At 70.1% G+C, this 17,247-nt stretch carries 14 protein-coding genes; 9 read left to right on the plus strand and 5 right to left on the minus strand.

What is annotated here, in order from left to right; all coding sequences use genetic code 11:
* Positions 1 to 70: 70 nt before the first annotated feature.
* The 3 genes from HGBR_RS17775 (at position 71) to HGBR_RS12010 (ending at position 5,934) form a co-directional block, all read left to right on the plus strand.
* Positions 71 to 1,930, plus strand: a complete 1,860-nt coding sequence (locus tag HGBR_RS17775; RefSeq protein WP_083882872.1) for an AMP-binding protein — start codon at positions 71 to 73, stop codon at positions 1,928 to 1,930.
* Between the two features lie 161 nt (positions 1,931 to 2,091).
* On the plus strand, positions 2,092 to 4,455 hold the full coding sequence (locus HGBR_RS12005; RefSeq protein WP_019159588.1) for a transglycosylase domain-containing protein: 2,364 nt from the start codon (positions 2,092 to 2,094) through the stop codon (positions 4,453 to 4,455).
* Between the two features lie 27 nt (positions 4,456 to 4,482).
* The gene (locus tag HGBR_RS12010) at positions 4,483 to 5,934 is read left to right on the plus strand and encodes a hypothetical protein (RefSeq protein ID WP_019159589.1); all 1,452 of its coding nucleotides are present in this window, start codon (positions 4,483 to 4,485) and stop codon (positions 5,932 to 5,934) included.
* Here HGBR_RS12010 and HGBR_RS12015 read toward each other — a convergent pair.
* Positions 5,912 to 6,544, minus strand: a complete 633-nt coding sequence (locus tag HGBR_RS12015; RefSeq protein ID WP_019159590.1) for a flavin reductase family protein — start codon at positions 6,542 to 6,544, stop codon at positions 5,912 to 5,914. The two genes, HGBR_RS12010 and HGBR_RS12015, sit on opposite strands and share 23 nt — an antisense overlap.
* Before the next feature lie 192 nt (positions 6,545 to 6,736).
* On the opposite strand from HGBR_RS12015, the gene rpsF reads away from it, so the two are divergent.
* From rpsF to rplI, 4 genes are all read left to right on the plus strand, one after another.
* The gene (gene rpsF / locus HGBR_RS12020) at positions 6,737 to 7,027 is read left to right on the plus strand and encodes a 30S ribosomal protein S6 (protein ID WP_019159591.1); all 291 of its coding nucleotides are present in this window, start codon (positions 6,737 to 6,739) and stop codon (positions 7,025 to 7,027) included.
* A 98-nt stretch (positions 7,028 to 7,125) separates the two neighbouring features.
* On the plus strand, positions 7,126 to 7,755 hold the full coding sequence (locus tag HGBR_RS12025; RefSeq protein WP_019159592.1) for a single-stranded DNA-binding protein: 630 nt from the start codon (positions 7,126 to 7,128) through the stop codon (positions 7,753 to 7,755).
* Positions 7,756 to 7,788: 33 nt separating this feature from the next.
* Complete coding sequence (gene rpsR / locus HGBR_RS12030; RefSeq protein ID WP_019159593.1) at positions 7,789 to 8,028, plus strand: 30S ribosomal protein S18; 240 nt, start codon at positions 7,789 to 7,791, stop codon at positions 8,026 to 8,028.
* 15 nt (positions 8,029 to 8,043) lie between these two features.
* The gene (rplI, locus tag HGBR_RS12035) at positions 8,044 to 8,502 is read left to right on the plus strand and encodes a 50S ribosomal protein L9 (RefSeq protein ID WP_019159594.1); all 459 of its coding nucleotides are present in this window, start codon (positions 8,044 to 8,046) and stop codon (positions 8,500 to 8,502) included.
* Between the two features lie 105 nt (positions 8,503 to 8,607).
* Here the strand turns inward: rplI and codA are convergent, their stop codons facing one another.
* The 3 genes from codA to HGBR_RS12050 are packed head-to-tail and all read right to left on the minus strand — an operon-like array spanning position 8,608 to position 12,506.
* On the minus strand, positions 8,608 to 9,846 hold the full coding sequence (codA, locus tag HGBR_RS12040) for a cytosine deaminase (RefSeq protein ID WP_019159595.1): 1,239 nt from the start codon (positions 9,844 to 9,846) through the stop codon (positions 8,608 to 8,610).
* Between the two features lie 60 nt (positions 9,847 to 9,906).
* Positions 9,907 to 11,187: a cytosine permease gene (gene codB / locus HGBR_RS12045; protein ID WP_019159596.1), complete on the minus strand. Its 1,281-nt coding sequence runs from the start codon at positions 11,185 to 11,187 to the stop codon at positions 9,907 to 9,909.
* A gap of 5 nt (positions 11,188 to 11,192) precedes the next feature.
* Complete coding sequence (locus tag HGBR_RS12050) at positions 11,193 to 12,506, minus strand: M20 family metallo-hydrolase (RefSeq protein ID WP_019159597.1); 1,314 nt, start codon at positions 12,504 to 12,506, stop codon at positions 11,193 to 11,195.
* 94 nt (positions 12,507 to 12,600) lie between these two features.
* Between HGBR_RS12050 and HGBR_RS12055 the strand changes: the two genes are divergently transcribed.
* Entirely contained in the window at positions 12,601 to 13,932 is a 1,332-nt protein-coding gene (locus HGBR_RS12055; protein WP_019159598.1) for a DUF445 domain-containing protein, read from the plus strand.
* 3 nt (positions 13,933 to 13,935) lie between these two features.
* Positions 13,936 to 15,927: a helix-turn-helix domain-containing protein gene (locus HGBR_RS12060; protein ID WP_019159599.1), complete on the plus strand. Its 1,992-nt coding sequence runs from the start codon at positions 13,936 to 13,938 to the stop codon at positions 15,925 to 15,927.
* A gap of 184 nt (positions 15,928 to 16,111) precedes the next feature.
* Here HGBR_RS12060 and panB read toward each other — a convergent pair whose 3' ends face one another.
* Positions 16,112 to 16,969 carry a 3-methyl-2-oxobutanoate hydroxymethyltransferase gene (panB, locus tag HGBR_RS12065; protein ID WP_019159600.1) on the minus strand — a complete coding sequence of 286 codons (858 nt, stop codon included), beginning with the start codon at positions 16,967 to 16,969 and terminating at the stop codon, positions 16,112 to 16,114.
* Positions 16,970 to 17,247: the final 278 nt, after the last annotated feature.

Consider the following 17,247-nt stretch of genomic DNA (forward strand, 5'->3'; position numbering starts at 1 on the left):
CTGCGGCTGATACATTGACGACGACGTCGAGCCCGCAGTCCCGACGGTTCCAGGATTCGAAGGAGAACTCATGGCCCCTGACCAGCCCGAAGGAAGTGCATCCCAGGTTCCGGCACCCTCGCAGTCGGTGACGGAGCAGTTCCGCCAGGCGCGCGACCTGCTCCTCGAGCACCGCCTGGACATCGAATCCGCCCGCGCCGCGTTCTCCTGGCCGCGGTTCGAGCACTTCAACTTCGCCGTCGACTGGTTCGATCCGCTGGCACGCGGCAACGACGATCCGGCACTGTGGATCATCGAGGAGGACGGCAGCGAGAAGGTCTACTCCTACGATCAGCTGCGCCGCCGCTCCCACCAGGTCGCGAATCTGCTGCGGAGGGCGGGCGTGACGCGCGGCAGCCACGTCATGGTCATGCTCAACAACCAGGTCGAGCTGTGGGAGACGATGCTCGCGGGCATCCGCCTGGGCGCGGTGCTCCTGCCCACGACGGTGCAGCTGGGCCCGGCCGACCTGCAGGACCGGGCCGAGCGCGGAAAGGCGGGCTTCGTCGTCGCCGGTCAGGCGGATGCGGCCAAGTTCGACGACGTCGACCACCCCGTCGTGCGGATCGTCGTCGACGATCCCGCGGGCGAGGGCGCGGTCTCCGGGGCGCGCGAGGGCGACCTGCTGTACTCGGAGTCCGCCTCCGAATCCCAGGACTTCGCCGTCGACGGCGAGACCCGCGGCGACGACCTCCTGCTCCTGTACTTCACCTCCGGGACCACGTCGAAGGCGAAGATGGTCGCGCACACCCACGCCTCGTACCCGGTGGGTCACCTGTCGACCATGTACTGGATGGGCCTGGAGCCCGGCGACCGTCACCTCAACATCGCCTCGCCCGGCTGGGCGAAGCACGCGTGGTCGAACCTCTTCACCCCGTGGATCGCGGGCGCCTGCGTCGTGATCGTCAACTACACCCGCTTCGATGCGGCCTCCCTCATGGGCGTCATGGACCGTGTGGGCGTCACCAGCTTCTGCGCTCCGCCCACCGTGTGGCGCATGCTCATCCAGGCGGACCTGAAAACGCTCGCCGTGCCGCCGGCCAAGGCGCTGGGCGCCGGCGAGCCGCTCAACCCGGAGGTCATCGCGATCGTCGAGCGCGAGTGGGGCGTCTCCATCCGCGACGGCTTCGGTCAGACGGAGACCACCCTGCAGATCGGCAACCCGCCCGGGCACGCGATGAAGCCCGGCTCGATGGGCATCGCGATGCCCGGCTTCGACCCGGTGCTCATCGACCCCGCGACGGGCGAGGAGACGCAGGAGGGCGAGATCTGCCTGCGCCTGGACCCGCGCCCCCTCGCCCTCATGCAGGGGTACTGGGGCGACGAGGAGCGGACGGCGGAGGCGTTCCGCGACGGCGTCTACCACACGGGTGACGTCGCGACCCGCGACGCGGACGGCGTCTTCACCTACGTGGGACGCGCGGACGACGTCTTCAAGGCCAGCGACTACCGGCTCTCCCCGTTCGAATTGGAGAGTGTCCTCATCGAGCACGAGGCCGTGGCCGAGGCCGCGGTCGTCCCCTCGCCGGACCCCGTCCGACTGGCCGTGCCGAAGGCGTACGTCGTGCTGCGCACCGGCTTCGCGCCGGACGCGGCGACGGCGGAGGACATCCTGCGGTTCTGCCGTGAGAATCTGGCGCCTTACAAGCGGATCCGCCGCATCGAGTTCGCGGAGCTGCCCAAGACGATCTCCGGCAAGATCCGCCGCGTCGAACTGCGGGCCCGCGAGCGGGACCTGCACGGCGAGGCCGGGGGCATCCCCTCGACCGAGTCCGTGGTGGGCTCGGGCGGGACCGGGACTGCGACCTCGGAGTCGGATGACGGCGACACCGCAGGTGGCGCGACGGTCCTGGAGTGGGCGGACACGGACTTCCCGTCGCTCAAGGGTTGACGGTTCCGGCGCGGCGGACGCTCAGGTGCTTACCATGAATGCATGCTTGAATCGACGGGTTGTCCGCTGACTGAGCATGCGTGCAGTTGCCTGGGAGTCCCTCAGGTGTGCGCCGCTGTGCGCGCAGCGGATGGTTCCATCCACCGACTGCGGAGGACTCCGTGACCCCATCCAACTCACCCAGGCATGCCGGTGCGGCGAGCCGCCACCGCGGCGCGGGCGCGAAGTCCGCTGCCGGGAAGGGCGCTGCCGCGAAGGGCGCCGCCGCCGGTGCGGGCGCGCGACTGTCGCGCTGGATCGGCTACCCGCGTCCCGGCAGGACCGGTTGGCGTCGGTTCGTCCCCGCGTTCCGCCACTGGGCGGTCGCGGTGCTGCTGTTCGTCGCGCTGGGCCTGGGTGCGTTCGGCATCGGATACGCGGTCACGGACATCCCCGAGCCCAACGTCGAGGCGTCCGGGCAGACCTCCACCGTCTACTACCGCGATGGTGAGACGGAGATCGGGTCGTTCTCCGCGGAGGACCGCACGAACGTGGCGATCGACGAGATCTCGGAGCCGATGCAGCAGGCCGCCATCGCCGCGGAGGACCAGTCCTTCTACGAGAACCGCGGCATCTCCTTCAAGGGGATCAGCCGCGCCGTGTGGGGTGTCGTCACGGACGACTACGCCGGCGGCGGATCGACGATCACGCAGCAGTACGTGAAGAACTTCTACCTCACGAACGAGCGCTCCCTGGACCGCAAGGTCAGGGAGATGTTCATCGCGCTCAAGATCGACCAGGAGCTGTCGAAGGACGAGATCCTGGCGAACTATCTCAACACGATCTTCCTGGGGCGCCAGAGCTACGGCATCGAGGTCGCGGCGAACAACTACTTCGACAAGCCGGCCAGTGAGCTGGACGTGGCGGAGAGCGCCCTCCTGGCCGCGATGATCCAGCGGCCCGGCGCGGCGGATCCGGCGGAGGACCCGGAGGAGTACGAGGACCGCTTCCGCTACGTGCTCAGGAGCATGGAGAAGCTGGGCTACATCACGGAGGACGAGGTCGCCTCGACGGAGATGCCGGAGGTGCACAAGAAGCCGGAGGACAACCAGTACGCGGGTCAGAACGGCTACCTGCTGTCCACCGTCCTGCAGGAGCTCAAGTCCGTGGGCTTCACGGAGGATCAGATCAATCGCGGCGGCTACGACATCGTGTCGACGTTCGACGAGGGCGCGATGGAGTCCGCGGTCGAGACGGTCGAGGCGCTGCCCGAGCTGTCGGACGGCATGCACGTGGGCCTGTCGTCCGTGGATCCGGCCACGGGCGGTGTCGTCGCGATCTACGGCGGTGAGGACTACCTGGAGCGCGCGCAGAACACGGCGACCCAGGACACCGCGCAGGCCGGTTCGACGTTCAAGGTCTTCACGCTCGTGGCGGGCCTGGAGAACGGCTACCGGCTCACTGATTACTTCTCCGGCACCAGCGGAACGACCTTCAACTACGACGGCACCCCGTGGACCGTCCGCAACTACGGCGGATCGACGTACGGCTCTGTGAGCCTGCTGCGGGCCACCCAGTCCTCGATCAACACGGCCTATGCGCAGCTGAACATCGAGGTGGGCCCGGACAAGACGGCGGACGTCGCGCGTCGCGCCGGCCTGCCGGACGACACCGTGGGACTCGAGGAGAACGCGGCGAACGTGCTGGGCACCGCGAGCCCCACGGTCACGCAGATGGCCGGAGCGTTCTCCACGTTCGCGGCGGAGGGTCAGCACCACGACACGCACTTCGTGAAATCCGTCACGGACCCGGACGACAAGGTCCTCCACGAGGAGGACGAGGAGGGTAACGAGGCGTTCGACCAGGCGGTCGCGGCGGAGACGTCGTATGCGCTCAGCAACGTCGTGACCGGCGGCTCCGGCTCGTACGCGATGAACCTGGGCCGCCCGGCGGCCGGCAAGACGGGTACGTCGCAGAACGCGTACTCCGCATGGTTCGCTGGCTACACCCCCAACCTGTCGACCGCGGTGTCGATCTTCCGCGAGGACGAGGCGGGCAACCCGATCGAGATCGGCCCGTACGGCGGTCGAGCCGAGATCACCGGCGGTTCGTACCCCACCATGGTGTGGACCGACTACATGAGCGGGGCCCTCGAGGCGATGGACCTGCCCGTCGAGGAGTTCCCCGAGCGCGGCGAGCTGCCACAGGTGGAGAAGCCGGACAATGACTCCGGCGTGCCCAACCAGGCACCCGCCCCGGCACCGCCCCAGGCTCCCGCGCCGCCGGCTCCGGACGACGGCGGCGGTGGCGGAGATGATTCCGGCAGCGACGAGGAGGAGCCCCGCGAGGAAGAGGAGCCTGAGGAAGAGGCACCGCCCGAGGAGGACGAGGGCGACGACGAGGATTCCGGCGACGGCGGAATCAATCCTGACGAGTTGCCGGAGGCGGATCCGCCGAATCCCGAGGAGCCGGAGCAGCCCGAGCAGCCGGAACAGCCGGAACAGCCCGAGCAGCCGCGGGAGCCGGATCCCGGTCGGACGAACTGAGTCCGCCCGTCGCTTAGGCTGGTCCCCATGGAGACGAGCACGGGACACACCAGCACGGGTCAGGGCTCCTCGGGCCCCTCACGCGTGACTCCCGCGCAGCTGGCCGCGCCCCTGCTGGGCGGGACCGGCGAGCGGTTCGCCCGCCCCGATCGCCGTGCTGCGTTCACGACCGGCTGGGTGCTCATGGGTCTGCTGGGGGTCTCCGTCCTCATCGGTCTGCTGGTCCAGGCGCCGTGCCTGAGCGGCGGCTACGAGCTGCCGCGCGCGGGCTTCCGCATGTGCCAGTCGCCGGTCGCGCTCGCGATGACGGGCGAGTACCTGCCCGACTCCGCCGGCCGCATCACGACCGGCCTGTCCGGCTTCGCCCCGCTCACGTACTGGTTCGTCGTCGTCATGACGATGGTGGGCGCCTCGACCGCCGAGGCCATGGGCCTCCTCCTCGTCGTCAACACCCTCGCACTCGCGGCTCTGGGCGCGGGCGTCATCGCTCTGGCCCGCGCCCTGGACTTCGGCGGCAGCTCCACCTCCCGCACCGTGAGCTTCTCGTGGACTGCCGCCGCGTTCGTCTCGCCCGTCATCGTCTTCAGCATGGGCCAGTCGCTGGACGCCGTGGGCGTCGCGCTGGCTGTGTGGGCGTGCGTGCTGCTGGCCGGCGGCCGGTCCACCGGATCCCTGCTGGCGGTGGGTGCGCTCCTGGCCGCCTCCGTCTTCGCCTCCCCGCTGGGCGCCGTCGTCCTCGTGGGCGTGCTCGTGACGGCCGCCCGCGATCGCGGCCACCTCATCCTCGTCGTCGCGGGCACGGCGATCACCGTCGGCCTGCTGGTCCTGGCGGACGGCCGCCTCACCTCCCGCCTGACCGTGTGGATGGGCGGCGCGGTGGACCGCGGCTCGATCGCCTCCGTCCTGCTGGCGCAGAACTGGGCACAGGAGAGCACACTCGCCACCGGCCTGCTGGTCGTGTGGACGATGGCCGTCGTCGCGCTGGCGGCACTCGCCGCCTCGACGATGATCTCCGCCCCGGCCGCCGCCGAGGCCGCGGTGACCCCCGCGGACACAGACACCTCCCAGCCGGCGCGGGATCGTCTGGAGCACCTGCGCGGCCTGGAGCGCGGCGACCGGATCGCCCACCTGCGTCAGATGGTGCTGGCGCTCACCGCGATGCTGGGCGCCTCCGTCCTCCTGGCACCGGGCTCGTCGACGACGATGTCGCTGTGGCTGCTCCCCTTCGCCGCGCTGGCGGTCCGCCGCCTTCCCGTCCTGGGATTCTGGTTCGTCGCGGAGCTCGCCTTCGCGATCGCTGTGCCGCTGTCGGACGTGGCGGCGCTCGACTCCTCGATCGGCCTCTCCGACCTGTGGATGGGCCTCATCGTCCTGCTGCGCTTCCTCGCCGTGGCCCTCATCATCGCGTTCGCGGTCGACGACCTGCTGCGGTCCGGCCGGACGCGGGCGGAGAGGATCAGGCGGTCCCTGGGCGCGTGATCGTGAGGATCTCGCCCAGAGCGGACCATTCGTTCCTCCCCAGGCGCGCCAGTGGATCCAGCCGGTCCGCCAGCGGCAGGGTGCGGCCCCGCTCCGTCGACAGCGTGTCCGTGTCGACCGCGACCCGCACGACCCGTCCCAGGACCAGGTAGCTGGTCCCCACCGGGATGACGTTCTCGAGCGTGCACTCGAGGACGGCGGGTGAGGCGGCGGCCCGCGGTGCGGTCACGAGTGCGGAGTCCTCCTCCGCCAGACCGGCCCGTTCGAACTCGCTGACCTCGCGCGGATAGGGCGCGGACGTCTGGTTCGCGGCCTCGAAGAGGGGGCGCGAGACGAGCGAGATCGTGAACTCGCCGGTCTCCTCGACGTTCGCGACGGTGTCCTTCCGCGTCGTGGAGGAGAACAGGACGATCGGCGGGTCCTCCGAGGCCATGGTGAAGAAGGAGTGCGGCGCGAGGTTCGTGACACCCGCCCCGTCGACCGTGCCCACCCACGCGATGGGACGCGGGATGAGGATCGACTTCACGAGCAGGGTCGTCTCGCGGTCACCCAGCTGTGCGGGATCGAACTCCGTGCGCTGCGGCTGCGGGTGTGCGTCGGCGGCGTCCATGCGCCCAGTCTGCCACGGGCCAGCGGCAGCGGTCCGGGTCGCCCGTGCGGGCGACGGGTGTGGAGTCGATGCGCTACACTTGCAAGGCTGTCCGGTGCGCCCCTGTGCGCAGAACCAACGGACAGCACAACGCAAGTACCCTCCTGCCACGGATGGACCGTGGCCGCGAAGACCAGAGGAGGTGGGTGACACATGCGTAAGTACGAGCTCATGCTCATCCTCGATCCAGAGATGGACGAGCGCTCCGTGAGCACCACTGTCGAGAAGCTTCTCAAGGTTGTGCCGGCAGACGGCGGAACCATCGACAACGTGGATGTGTGGGGCCGTCGTCGGTTCGCCTACGAGATCAACAAGAAGTCTGAAGGCTTCTACGTGGTCATCGACCTGAGCGCAGCCCCGGCGACCGTCAAGGAACTCGACCGCCAGCTGGGACTCAACGAGTCCGTCCTGCGTACGAAGATCCTCCGTCCCGACGCCGCGTGATCGCACCCGCGATCTGACCCCACGGCGCTGATCCGACCGGATCCAGCGCCCCCATCCACTCGAGTCGCACCCACGCACTGCGCAGCAGAGGAGTCACCATGGCAGGCGAGACAGTCATCACCGTCGTCGGCAACATCACTGCCGACCCGGAGCTGAGGTTCACCGCGAACGGCGCCGCCGTCGCGAACTTCACCGTGGCCTCGACGCCGCGGACCTTCGATCGTCAGACCAACGATTGGAAGGACCAGGAGACCCTCTTCCTGCGGTGCAGCGCCTGGCGCGAGATGGCGGAGAACGTCGCGGAGACCCTGTCCCGCGGCACCCGCGTCATCGCGCAGGGCCGTCTGCGCTCCCGCACCTTCGACACGAAGGAGGGCGAGCGTCGGACCGTGTTCGAGCTGGACGTCGACGAGGTCGGCCCCAGCCTGCGCTACGCGTCCGCGTCCGTCACGAAGAACGAGCGCAGCGGCGGAGGCTACGGCGGCGGAGGAAACTTCGGCGGCCAGCAGTCCGGCGGGGGATTCGGTGGAGGCGCCCAGGGCGGCGGCCAGCAGGGAGGCTACGGCGGAGGCCGGGCACCCCAGCAGGGCGGCGGCCAGCAGGGCGGTCAGTGGGGGGCCAACCCGCAGCAGGGCGGACGTCCTGCGCAGGAGGACCCGTGGGCGTCGTCGAACCCGCAGGGCGGTGGCGGCTGGGGCAGCCCGGCCAACGACGAGCCGCCGTTCTGATCGACACCTCTCACACTCACCAAGGAGCACATCATGGCGAAGCCGGATCCCCGGAAGCCCATCAAGAAGAAGGCGAACCCGCTCAAGCGCGGCGAAGCCGCCACCATCACCTACAAGGACACCGCGACGCTGCGCAAGTTCATCTCGGACCGCGGCAAGATCCGCGCCCGTCGCGTCACCGGTGTCTCCGTGCAGGAGCAGCGCATCATCGCGAAGGCCGTTAAGAACGCCCGTGAGATGGCGCTCCTCCCGTACACCGCCACCACTCGCTGATAGGAGGAGAGAAGAATGGCAACCAGGAAGCTCATCCTCAATCAGGAAGTCGACCGTCTGGGCGCAGCCGGTGACGTCGTCGAGGTGAAGGCGGGCTACGCTCGCAACCTGCTCATCCCCCGCGGCTGGGCCACCCCGTGGACCCCGGGCGCGCAGAAGCAGATCGACGCGCTGCGCAAGGCTCGCCAGAGCCGCCAGATCGCGGACCGCGACGAGGCCCTCGCCCTCAAGGGCAAGCTCGAGTCGACGACCGCGCGCATCGAGATGAAGGCCGGCAAGGGCGGACGCCTCTTCGGCGCCGTCACCCCGGCGCTCGTCGCCGAGGCGCTGGCCACGGCCGTGGGCGGCGAGTTCGACCGCCGTCAGGTCGCACTGCCCGGTCACGTGAAGACCGCTGGTCTCCACACCGCGACCGTGCGCGTGCACGACGAGATCACCGCGAACGCCAAGTTCGAGGTCGTCGGCAAGGCCTGATCGCAGGCCCTGCCGGGGTGCGCACCCCGCAGTAGACCGAGGCCCTGGGAACCGCACGGTTCCCAGGGCCTCGGTCTTTCGCGTCTTCGCAGACAGGACCACCCCTCAGAAGAGGATCTCCGGGGTCGAGGGCTGCGTGCGCACCAGCTGCCGACCGTCGCGATAGGAGGCCAGCACCGGCGCGTTGAAGCTGAGCGCCTCGTACCACGTGGGCGCATCGAGCACGATGAAGCGGGCGGGCCTGCCCACCCCGAACCCGTAGGACTCCGGGTCCAGGTGCAGGGTGCGGGCCGCGTTGTGGGTGATGAACCGGTAGCTGCGGTCGATCTGCTCCTTGCCCATCATCTGCGTGACGTGCAGGCCGTTGAAGACGACGTCGCGCAGGTTGCCGGTGCCCAGCGGGTTCCACGGGTCGACGATGTCGTCCTGCCCGAAGCTCACATTGATGCCGGCTGCGGTCAGCTCCTCGACCCGCGTGACGCCGCGCCGCTTGGGGAACGTGTCAGCCCTGCCCTGCAGGTGCGTGTTGACGAGCGGGTTGGACACGAAGTTGATCCCGCTCATCGTGAGCAGTCGCAGGAGCTTCGTGAAGTAGGCGTTGTTGTACGAGTGGGTGGCCGTCGTGTGGCTGGCGGTGACGCGGTCGCGCAGCCCCATCTCCAGGGCGCGGGTCGCGAGGGTCTCCAGCCCGCGGGAGGCCTCGTCGTCGATCTCGTCGCAGTGGACGTCGACCAGCAGGTCGAACTCCTGGGCCAGCGCGCACGCGAAGTTGAGCGAGTCGACGGAGTACTCGCGCGTGAACTCGAAGTGGGGGATCGCGCCGATGACGTCGACGCCCATCCCCGCAGCCCGTCGCATGAGCGCCTCGCCGTCCGGGAACGACTGGATGCCCTCCTGGGGGAACGCGACGATCTGCAGGGTGATGGCGTCCTTCAGCTCCTCGCGCAACTCCAGCATCGCGGTGAGCGCGGTGAGATCCGGGTCGGTCACGTCGACGTGGGTGCGGACGTACTGGATGCCGAAGCGCGCCTGCTGGCGCACCGCCCGGTGGACCCGCTCCTTCACGTCCTCGACGGTGAGGGTGCGCTTGCGCTCGCTCCACACCTCGATGCCTTCGAAGAGGGTGCCGGACTCGTTCCAGCGGGGATCGCCCGCGGTGAGCGCGGAGTCCAGGTGGACGTGCGACTCGATGATGGGCGGCAGCGCCAGCCGGCCCTCCCAGTCGACGACCTCCTCACCCTCCCGGGGCGTGAGGGTCTCCTCGATCGCGGTGAACACCCCGTCCTCGACGCGGATGTCGCAGGGGGTCTCCGCATCCTCGATGCGCAGGTTGGTGAACAGCACCTCTGGCCTCCTTCAGGCACTCATGGGCGGGGGGTCGGGCGCGGGCGGGCGACCGGCGGATCAGGCGCGGGTGCGCTCGCGACCGCGCCTGATCAGCGCGCCGACCGTGTAGCAGACCACGGCCACCACCATCGCATTGATCGAGGCGATCCCCCAGTCGACGAGCGCGCCGGACAGGCCGCCTGCGACGACGCCCACGACCGAGCCCCACACGACGGTGCGGTGCGGATCCGTGGGCCGCCGGTAGGCCGCGCGGCGCCACACGTAGTCGATGACGAGGATCGCGCCGATGGGCGGCAGCGCGACGTTGAGGAAGCTGAGCCAGCCGATGAAGTTGTCGTAGAGCCACAGCGCCGTGAGCGTCCCCAGGACGCCGGAGGCCAGCACGAGGGGCCGCTTGCGGATCTTCGTGATGTTCGCCAGGCCCAGCCCGGTCGTGTAGAGCGCATTGTTGTTCGTCGTCCAGATGTTGGCACCCAGGACGATGAGCGCGGGGATCATGAGCCCCTGGGCGATCATGACGTAGAAGATGTCGTCCTGACCGCTGAAGGCCCCGCCCACGGCGCCGAAGCTGAACATGAGCGTGTTGCCCAGGAAGAAGGCGACGACCGTCGTGATGACGGCGACGACGGGTGTCTTCGCGAAGCGCGTGAAGTTGGGGGTCGCAGTGCCGCCGGACACGAACGAGCCGACGACCAGGCCGATCGCGACGGTGAGCGTCATCCCGGTCGACTGGCTGAAGATCGCCTCGAGGCCGCCGCCGTCGCGGGTCGCCGTCACCATCGAGTACGTGCCCAGGACCGCGATGAGCGGGACGGACATGAAGCTCACGATCTCGATCGCCTGGATTCCGTAGTACGCCGAGGCCGTCATGAGACCGCCGGCGACGAGGACGATGGGCCATGGACCCACCCCCAGCAGATCGCCCGTGGGCCGGGCGAACATCGCGACGCCCACGCCGAACCAGCCCATCTGGGTGAAGGCGATGAGGGCCGACGGCAGGTAGGAGCCGCGGGTGCCGAACGCGCGCTGCGCCAGGAGGTCCAGCCCCTCGCCGGTCTTCGCGCCGATGTAGCCCAGGGCGCCGGTGTAGGCGCCCAGGATGATCCCGCCGATCGTCGCCGCCCAGATGAAGCCGGTGAGGTCCACCCCGTTGCCCAGGTTGGCGCCCACGCTCATAGAGGCGGAGAAGAAGGTGAACCCCAGCATGACGAAGCCCACCCGCCAGAAGCCGCGCCGCTGGTTCAGCGGCACGGCTTCGAACGAGAAGTCCTGGTCGACGGGAGCGGCGGGCGGTGCGGGCTGCTGCGGCCCGCCGGTGCGATCAGGAGTCTGTGACATGAGGATCAGGATATCTCCGCAGGTGGGCTCCCCGGGTAGCTGACGCCGTCCAGCGCACCCTCGACCATCCGTTCGAGGACGCCCACAAGCGCGTCGAGGCCCGTCACCATGTCCTCGTCGGACGTGAACTCCCGCTCGCAGTGGGACACCCCGTCCTGGGACGGGATGAACATCATGACCGACGGGGTCACGGTGTTCATCGCGACGGAGTCGTGGCCGGCCATCGTCTGCATGCGCCGGATGCCCTTCCCCTGATCCGCGGCGACCTTCTCCTGCAGCTCGACGCCCTCGATCGGGTAGTAGCGGTTGGGGCGGATGTCGAAGTCCTTCGCGACGACGCGCAGGGCCGTCTTCTCCTCGACCGCCGCGAACTGCTCGATCATCCAGTCCCGGGCGTCCTTGACGATCTGCGGGTCGTTGGCCCGCAGATCGCCCACGAGGTGCACGCGGGAGTTCACGACGATGGGCGAGTTGGGCTCGACCGTCACCTGACCCACGGAGGACACGAGGGCCTCCGCCGGGAACCGCTCGCAGACCTCCTGGAAGAGCAGGATGACGTGCGCGGCGCCCACGAGCGCGTCGTGCCGGTCGCCCATCGCGGTCGCACCCGTGTGCGACTGCTCGCCCAGGACCTCGATGTCGAGCTTCTGCGTGTACCAGGACGAGTCGACCGCACCCAGCGGCAGGCCCTCGCGCTCGAGGATCCGACCCTGCTCGATGTGGATCTCCGCGTACCCGGCCACGGAGTCGACGGGCGGCACGCCCGGGTCGTCGTCGGAGCCCAGGTACTCGATCGAGGTGAGCGCCTCGCGGACGCTGACCCCCTGCAGGTCCGTGACCTCCAGCATCGCCTCGCGGTCCATGAGCCCCGCGTAGACGGAGCTGCCCATGATGGACGGCGCGAAGCGGCCGCCCTCCTCGTTGAACCAGTTGACGACGACCAGATCGTGGGCGGCGGTCAGCTCGCCGTCGCGCACCTTCCGCTCGACCTGCTCCGCCGCGTGGAGGGCAGCGAGGACGCCGTAGGCGCCGTCGAAGCGGCCGCCCTTGGGCTGCGAGTCCAGGTGCGAGCCGGCCATGATGACGCGCGCCTGCTCGCCCCCCTCCGCCGAGGCCAGGGGCACCCGGGCGAACAGGTTCCCGATCCCGTCCACCCCGGTGGTCCACCCCCGGTCGTGCGCGAACCGGACGAACCAGTCGCGGGTCTGCCGGTCCTCGGGGGTCGCCGCCTGCCGCTCGACCCCGCCCGCGTCCGTGGCGCCGATCGTCGCGACCTCGTGGAATGCCGTGAGGAATGCTGCTTCGGGGGTCTGTGTCACGTGCTTCTCCTTCACTGTCCGCTGCAGCCAGCATCGCATTCAGCATGCCCGCACTGCCCGTCGTACCGCCCGCGACCGGCGGTACCGTGGTCCTGTGAGCATCGAACCATCAGCCGCCGGTCCGCAGGAGCATCGTGCGGCGCGCGACGAACGGCCCGCGCTCGCCCGCGCCGGCAGTGAGGCGGAGGACCGGGCGCGCGCGGATGCGCTGCGGCGCATGCGGGTCCTCGCCACCTCGCTACTGGCGCTCGCCGCGGTCGTCTTCCTCCTCGTCCACCTCCTCACGGACATGACGGGGGTGTGGGGCTTCGTCGCCCGCGCGTCCGAGGCCGCGATGATCGGCGCGATCGCGGACTGGTTCGCCGTCACGGCGCTGTTCCGCCACCCGCTGGGACTGCCCATCCCGCACACCGCGATCATCCCGCGGAAGAAGGACACGCTGGGCACCAGCCTGTCGCACTTCGTCGCGGTCAACTTCCTGCAGTCTTCGACCGTGTCCGCGAAGATCCGCAGCGCGGAACTGACCCGGCGGGCCGGCGACTGGCTCATCGAACCGCGCAACCAGGACATCGTGGTGAAGCGCGCCGGCCAGGGCCTCGAGTACGTCCTGGCCCGGGTGGACGACACCGCGATCGCGGACCTCACCCGCAACGTCCTGGTCCCCAAGCTCGTCTCGACCCGGAAGTCGCGGGCGCTGGGGATGCTCATCCGGGAGATCGTCGACGAGGGCGCCCACCACCACCTCGTCGACCTGGTCGTGGGCGAGGCGCACGCGTGGCTCTCGCAGAACCCGCAGGTCATCGACGACATCGTGCAGCAGAAGTCGCCGGACTGGGCGCCCCGTTTCGTCAACGACGTCGTCGCGAACCGCCTGCGCCGCGAGGTCCTCGAATGGACGGCGGACGTGCGGGACGACCGGTTCCACCGGGCCCGGCAGGCGCTCGACGCGTGGCTCGTCGAGCTCTCGACGGATCTGCGCGGGAGCACCGCACTGTCCGCCCGCGCGGAGCAGGTGCTGGACGGCCTCCTCCAGGAGGACGGCGTCGTCGATGCCGTCCTGGAGATCTGGTCGTCGCTCAAGCGCCTGCTGCGGGCCGCGGTCCTCGAGGACGACGGACCCGTCCACGCCCGCGTGCGGGCCCTGCTGACCGAGGCCGCGACCCGGATGCGCACCGACCGCACCTTCGCGCAGGACATGGACGAGCGGATCGCCACCGTCGCCGGTGACCTCGTCGAGTCGTTCGGCCCGGAGATCGCCTCCGTCATCTCCGACACGATCGCCCAGTGGGACGCGGAGGAGGCGTCCGACCGGATCGAGCTGTACGTGGGCAAGGACCTCCAGTACATCCGCATCAACGGCACCGTCATCGGCGCCCTGGTGGGACTCGCGATCCACGCGCTCACGCTGGTCCTGCCGGGAGGCTGACCGGTGGAGGACACCACCCCCGCCGAGGCCGTCGCGGCGGCCGATCCAACACCCACCACCCAGCCGGACCCGGTCGACGACCTTGCGGCCGAGGCCGCCGCAGCCGCCGAGGAGCTCGTCGCCGCCGTCGTCCGGCCGGAGGGCCCCGGAGCCGCCGAGCTCGCGGATCTGGCCGCCGGCCTGGGGCTCCCTCCGGAGGCCGCGGGACCGCTCGCGGCGAGCCTCAGCCGCGCACGGGACGAGGTGTCCGGCCTGCGACGACGCAGTCTCGAACTCGCCGCGGTCTCCCAGAGTGCGCGGCGCCTGGCGAACGCGACGCGGGTCGACGAGACCCTCGACCACCTGGTGCGGGCCGCGCACGGACTGGTGGTGGCGGACCTCGCCTATCTCTCCGAGTACGACCCGGACACAGCGACCTTGCGGGTGCGCGCGACCCACGGTGTCGTGACCGAGGCGTTCGCCGCGCTGCCCGTGCCCACCGGGATCGGGGTCGCCTCCCGGATCGCGCAGACCCGCAGGCCCCAGGCAGTGCTGGACTACTTCGCCGAGCCCGGGCTCGCCCGGTCAGAGGACATGGACGCCGCGGTCGGCGAGGAGGGCGTCGTCTCGCTGCTGGGGGTGCCGCTCGTCGCCAACTCGACGGTGCTGGGCGTCCTGTTCGTGGGGACCCGATCCCAGCACGAGTACACCCCGGACGAGGTCGCGGTCCTGTCCGCGCTGGCCGACCACGCCGCGATCGCGATGCTGCGGTCCCTGCGGTTCGGGGACCTCGAGCGCAGCGGAGACGAGGCGGACGCCCGAGCCTCCGCGTGGGAGCAGTACTTCCGCGATCAGCGCAGGGTGCTCGACGTCGTCGACGAGCTCTTCGACGCCGTGCTGTCCGGCGAGGACGTCCACCGCGTCATCGCGGCACTGGGCCAGGCGGTCGCGCGGCAGCTGGTGCTCGTCGACGAAGCGGGTGGGGTGATCGCGTCCTCCGGTGACGCCCGACCGGCGGACGTGTCTCCCGTGAGTAATCCCCCGGGCGCGCGCTTCATCTCCACACCCGACTCGCCGGACACGGAGGCGGTCGTGGTCGTCGAGACCGGCACCGCCGGGATCCTGCGGCTGCACGTGCTGCGCCCACCGCTGGGCTCTCCGCTTCTCAGTCCGGAGACGGTCGTGCGGGGCGCGCAGGTCTGCGCGTTCGCGCATCTGCTGGGGTCCGCGAGCAGACTGCGCGAGGATCGGCACCGCGACCGGCTGCTGTCCGCACTGCTGAGTGGGACGGGGAGTTCGACCGCCGCGACGGCGAACGATCTGGCGGCCGCCGGGCTGCCGCTGACGGACCTCGCCCGCCTCGTCGTGGTGCGCGGTCCGGCCCCCGACCTCCGCAGGACCGCGGCGACGCTGACCGACCGCGCGGCGGCGGGTGCAGGCCTGCCGGGCCTCGTGTTCGGCCTCCACGCCGGTGAGCTGACGGTGCTGACGGACGCGCAGACGTTCCCCGATATCCGTGCGCTCCTGGACCGTCGGACCGCCGAGGTCCCCCATCTCACCGCGATCCATGCGGCCGTCGGGTCGGATTCGTCAGAAGCCCGGTCGGATGAGGCTGTGCTGACGGAGCTGAGACGGGAGCATCGAGGGGTCGTGGACCTGCTGGCGCTCGTCGAGGCGCTCGCGTGGTCGGGGACCGTCATCGAGGCGGCGGAGCTCCAGCCGTACGCCCTCCTCTTCGGACCGGACCGCGGGGCACTGGACGCATTCGTCGAGTCCGTGCTGGGCCCGCTGCTCGACTCGGAGGATCTGCCGGTGCTCGAGGAGTACTTCCGGCAGGGTCGGAACCTGCGAGCCACGGCGGAGGCGACGCGGTTCCACGTCAACACGATCACTCAGCGGCTGCGGCGGGTCGACGGACTGCTGGGCCCGGCCTGGCGCAGTCCGGATCGTGCTTTCCTCACGGAGGCAGCGGTGCGCCTCGTGAGCCTGGACCACCGTCTGCGCCAGTCCTCGTAGTGAGTGCGGTCACTCGCCCATACTCATCATCAGTTGCTCTCACTCACTCCTCACTCATCGTCACTTGCCCTCACTCATCGTGATTGACGGTGAGTGAAGGTCACTGAGGGTGAGTGGGACTGCAGTGGCGCGGGTGAGTCCGTGGCCGTCGACCGGTGACCTCGCACCTGTGGTCGCGCCCGCATCAGAACGAGTGCTCGTCGGCGGGGAACGAGCCGCTGGCGACGTCCGCCGCGAAGGCCTGCGCGGCCTCGGTCATGGTGGTCGCGAGGTCCGCGTACTGCTTGACGAACCGCGGCATCCTGCCGGTGCGCAGCCCCATCATGTCCTGCCACACGAGCACCTGCGCGTCGCAGTGCGGGCCCGCACCGATCCCTACGGTCGGGATGGTGACGGCTTCGGTGATCCGGTGGGCAGCCTCGGCGGGGACCATCTCGAGGACGATGCCGAAGGCGCCGGCGGCCTCGAGGGCGGTGGCCTGCTCGACGAGGTCGTCGGCGGCCTCGCCGCGGCCCTGCACGCGGTAGCCGCCCAGCTGGTGCTCGGACTGCGGGGTGAAGCCGATGTGCGCCATGACCGGGATCCCATTGCGGGTGAGCTTCTCGACCTGCGGCACCATCTCGAGGCCTCCCTCCAGCTTGACCGCGTGAGCGCCCGCCTCCTTCATGAAGCGGGCGGCCGTGCGGAACGCCTGCTCTGGCGACTCCTGGTAGGAGCCGAAGGGCAGGTCCGCGAGGACGAGGGAGCTGGAGACGGATCCGCTCACCGCACGCACCAGCGGGAGGAGCTCGTCGACCGTGACGGGCAGCGACGTCGCATGGCCGTACACGTTGTTCGCCGCGGAGTCGCCCACGAGGAGCACGGGGATGCCCGCCGCGTCGAAGATCTGCGCGGTGTACATGTCGTAGCTGGTGAGCATCGCCCAGGTCTCGCCGCGGTCCTTCATCGCCTGCAGGTGAGGGATGCGCACGCGCCGGCGCGGCGCTGCAGTCGCCCCGGCGGGCGCGGCACCCGATCCGTAGGGCGCGGTCTGCTCGGTCATGCTGGTCCTCCTGCCGAGTCCGATGAACCCCACCACCGTAGGCAATCCGGACAGCCGTGCCGTGAACTGTGTCACTCTCCGGACGCTGGGTGCAGGGCGCCGCGGCTACGAGGCACGGGCGGAGCGCGACGGGATGCGCTTCACCTGGACGACTGAGATCGGGCTCCCGCGATTGAGATCGGGATCCACGTGCCTATCAGGTGGTGAAATCCCGACACTCAACCGCCGGATCCCGATCTCAATGGGCAGAACGCGCTCCTGACTGACTCCGAAGACGA

The organism is Brevibacterium senegalense, assembly GCF_000285835.1.
Classification (GTDB): domain Bacteria; phylum Actinomycetota; class Actinomycetes; order Actinomycetales; family Brevibacteriaceae; genus Brevibacterium; species Brevibacterium senegalense.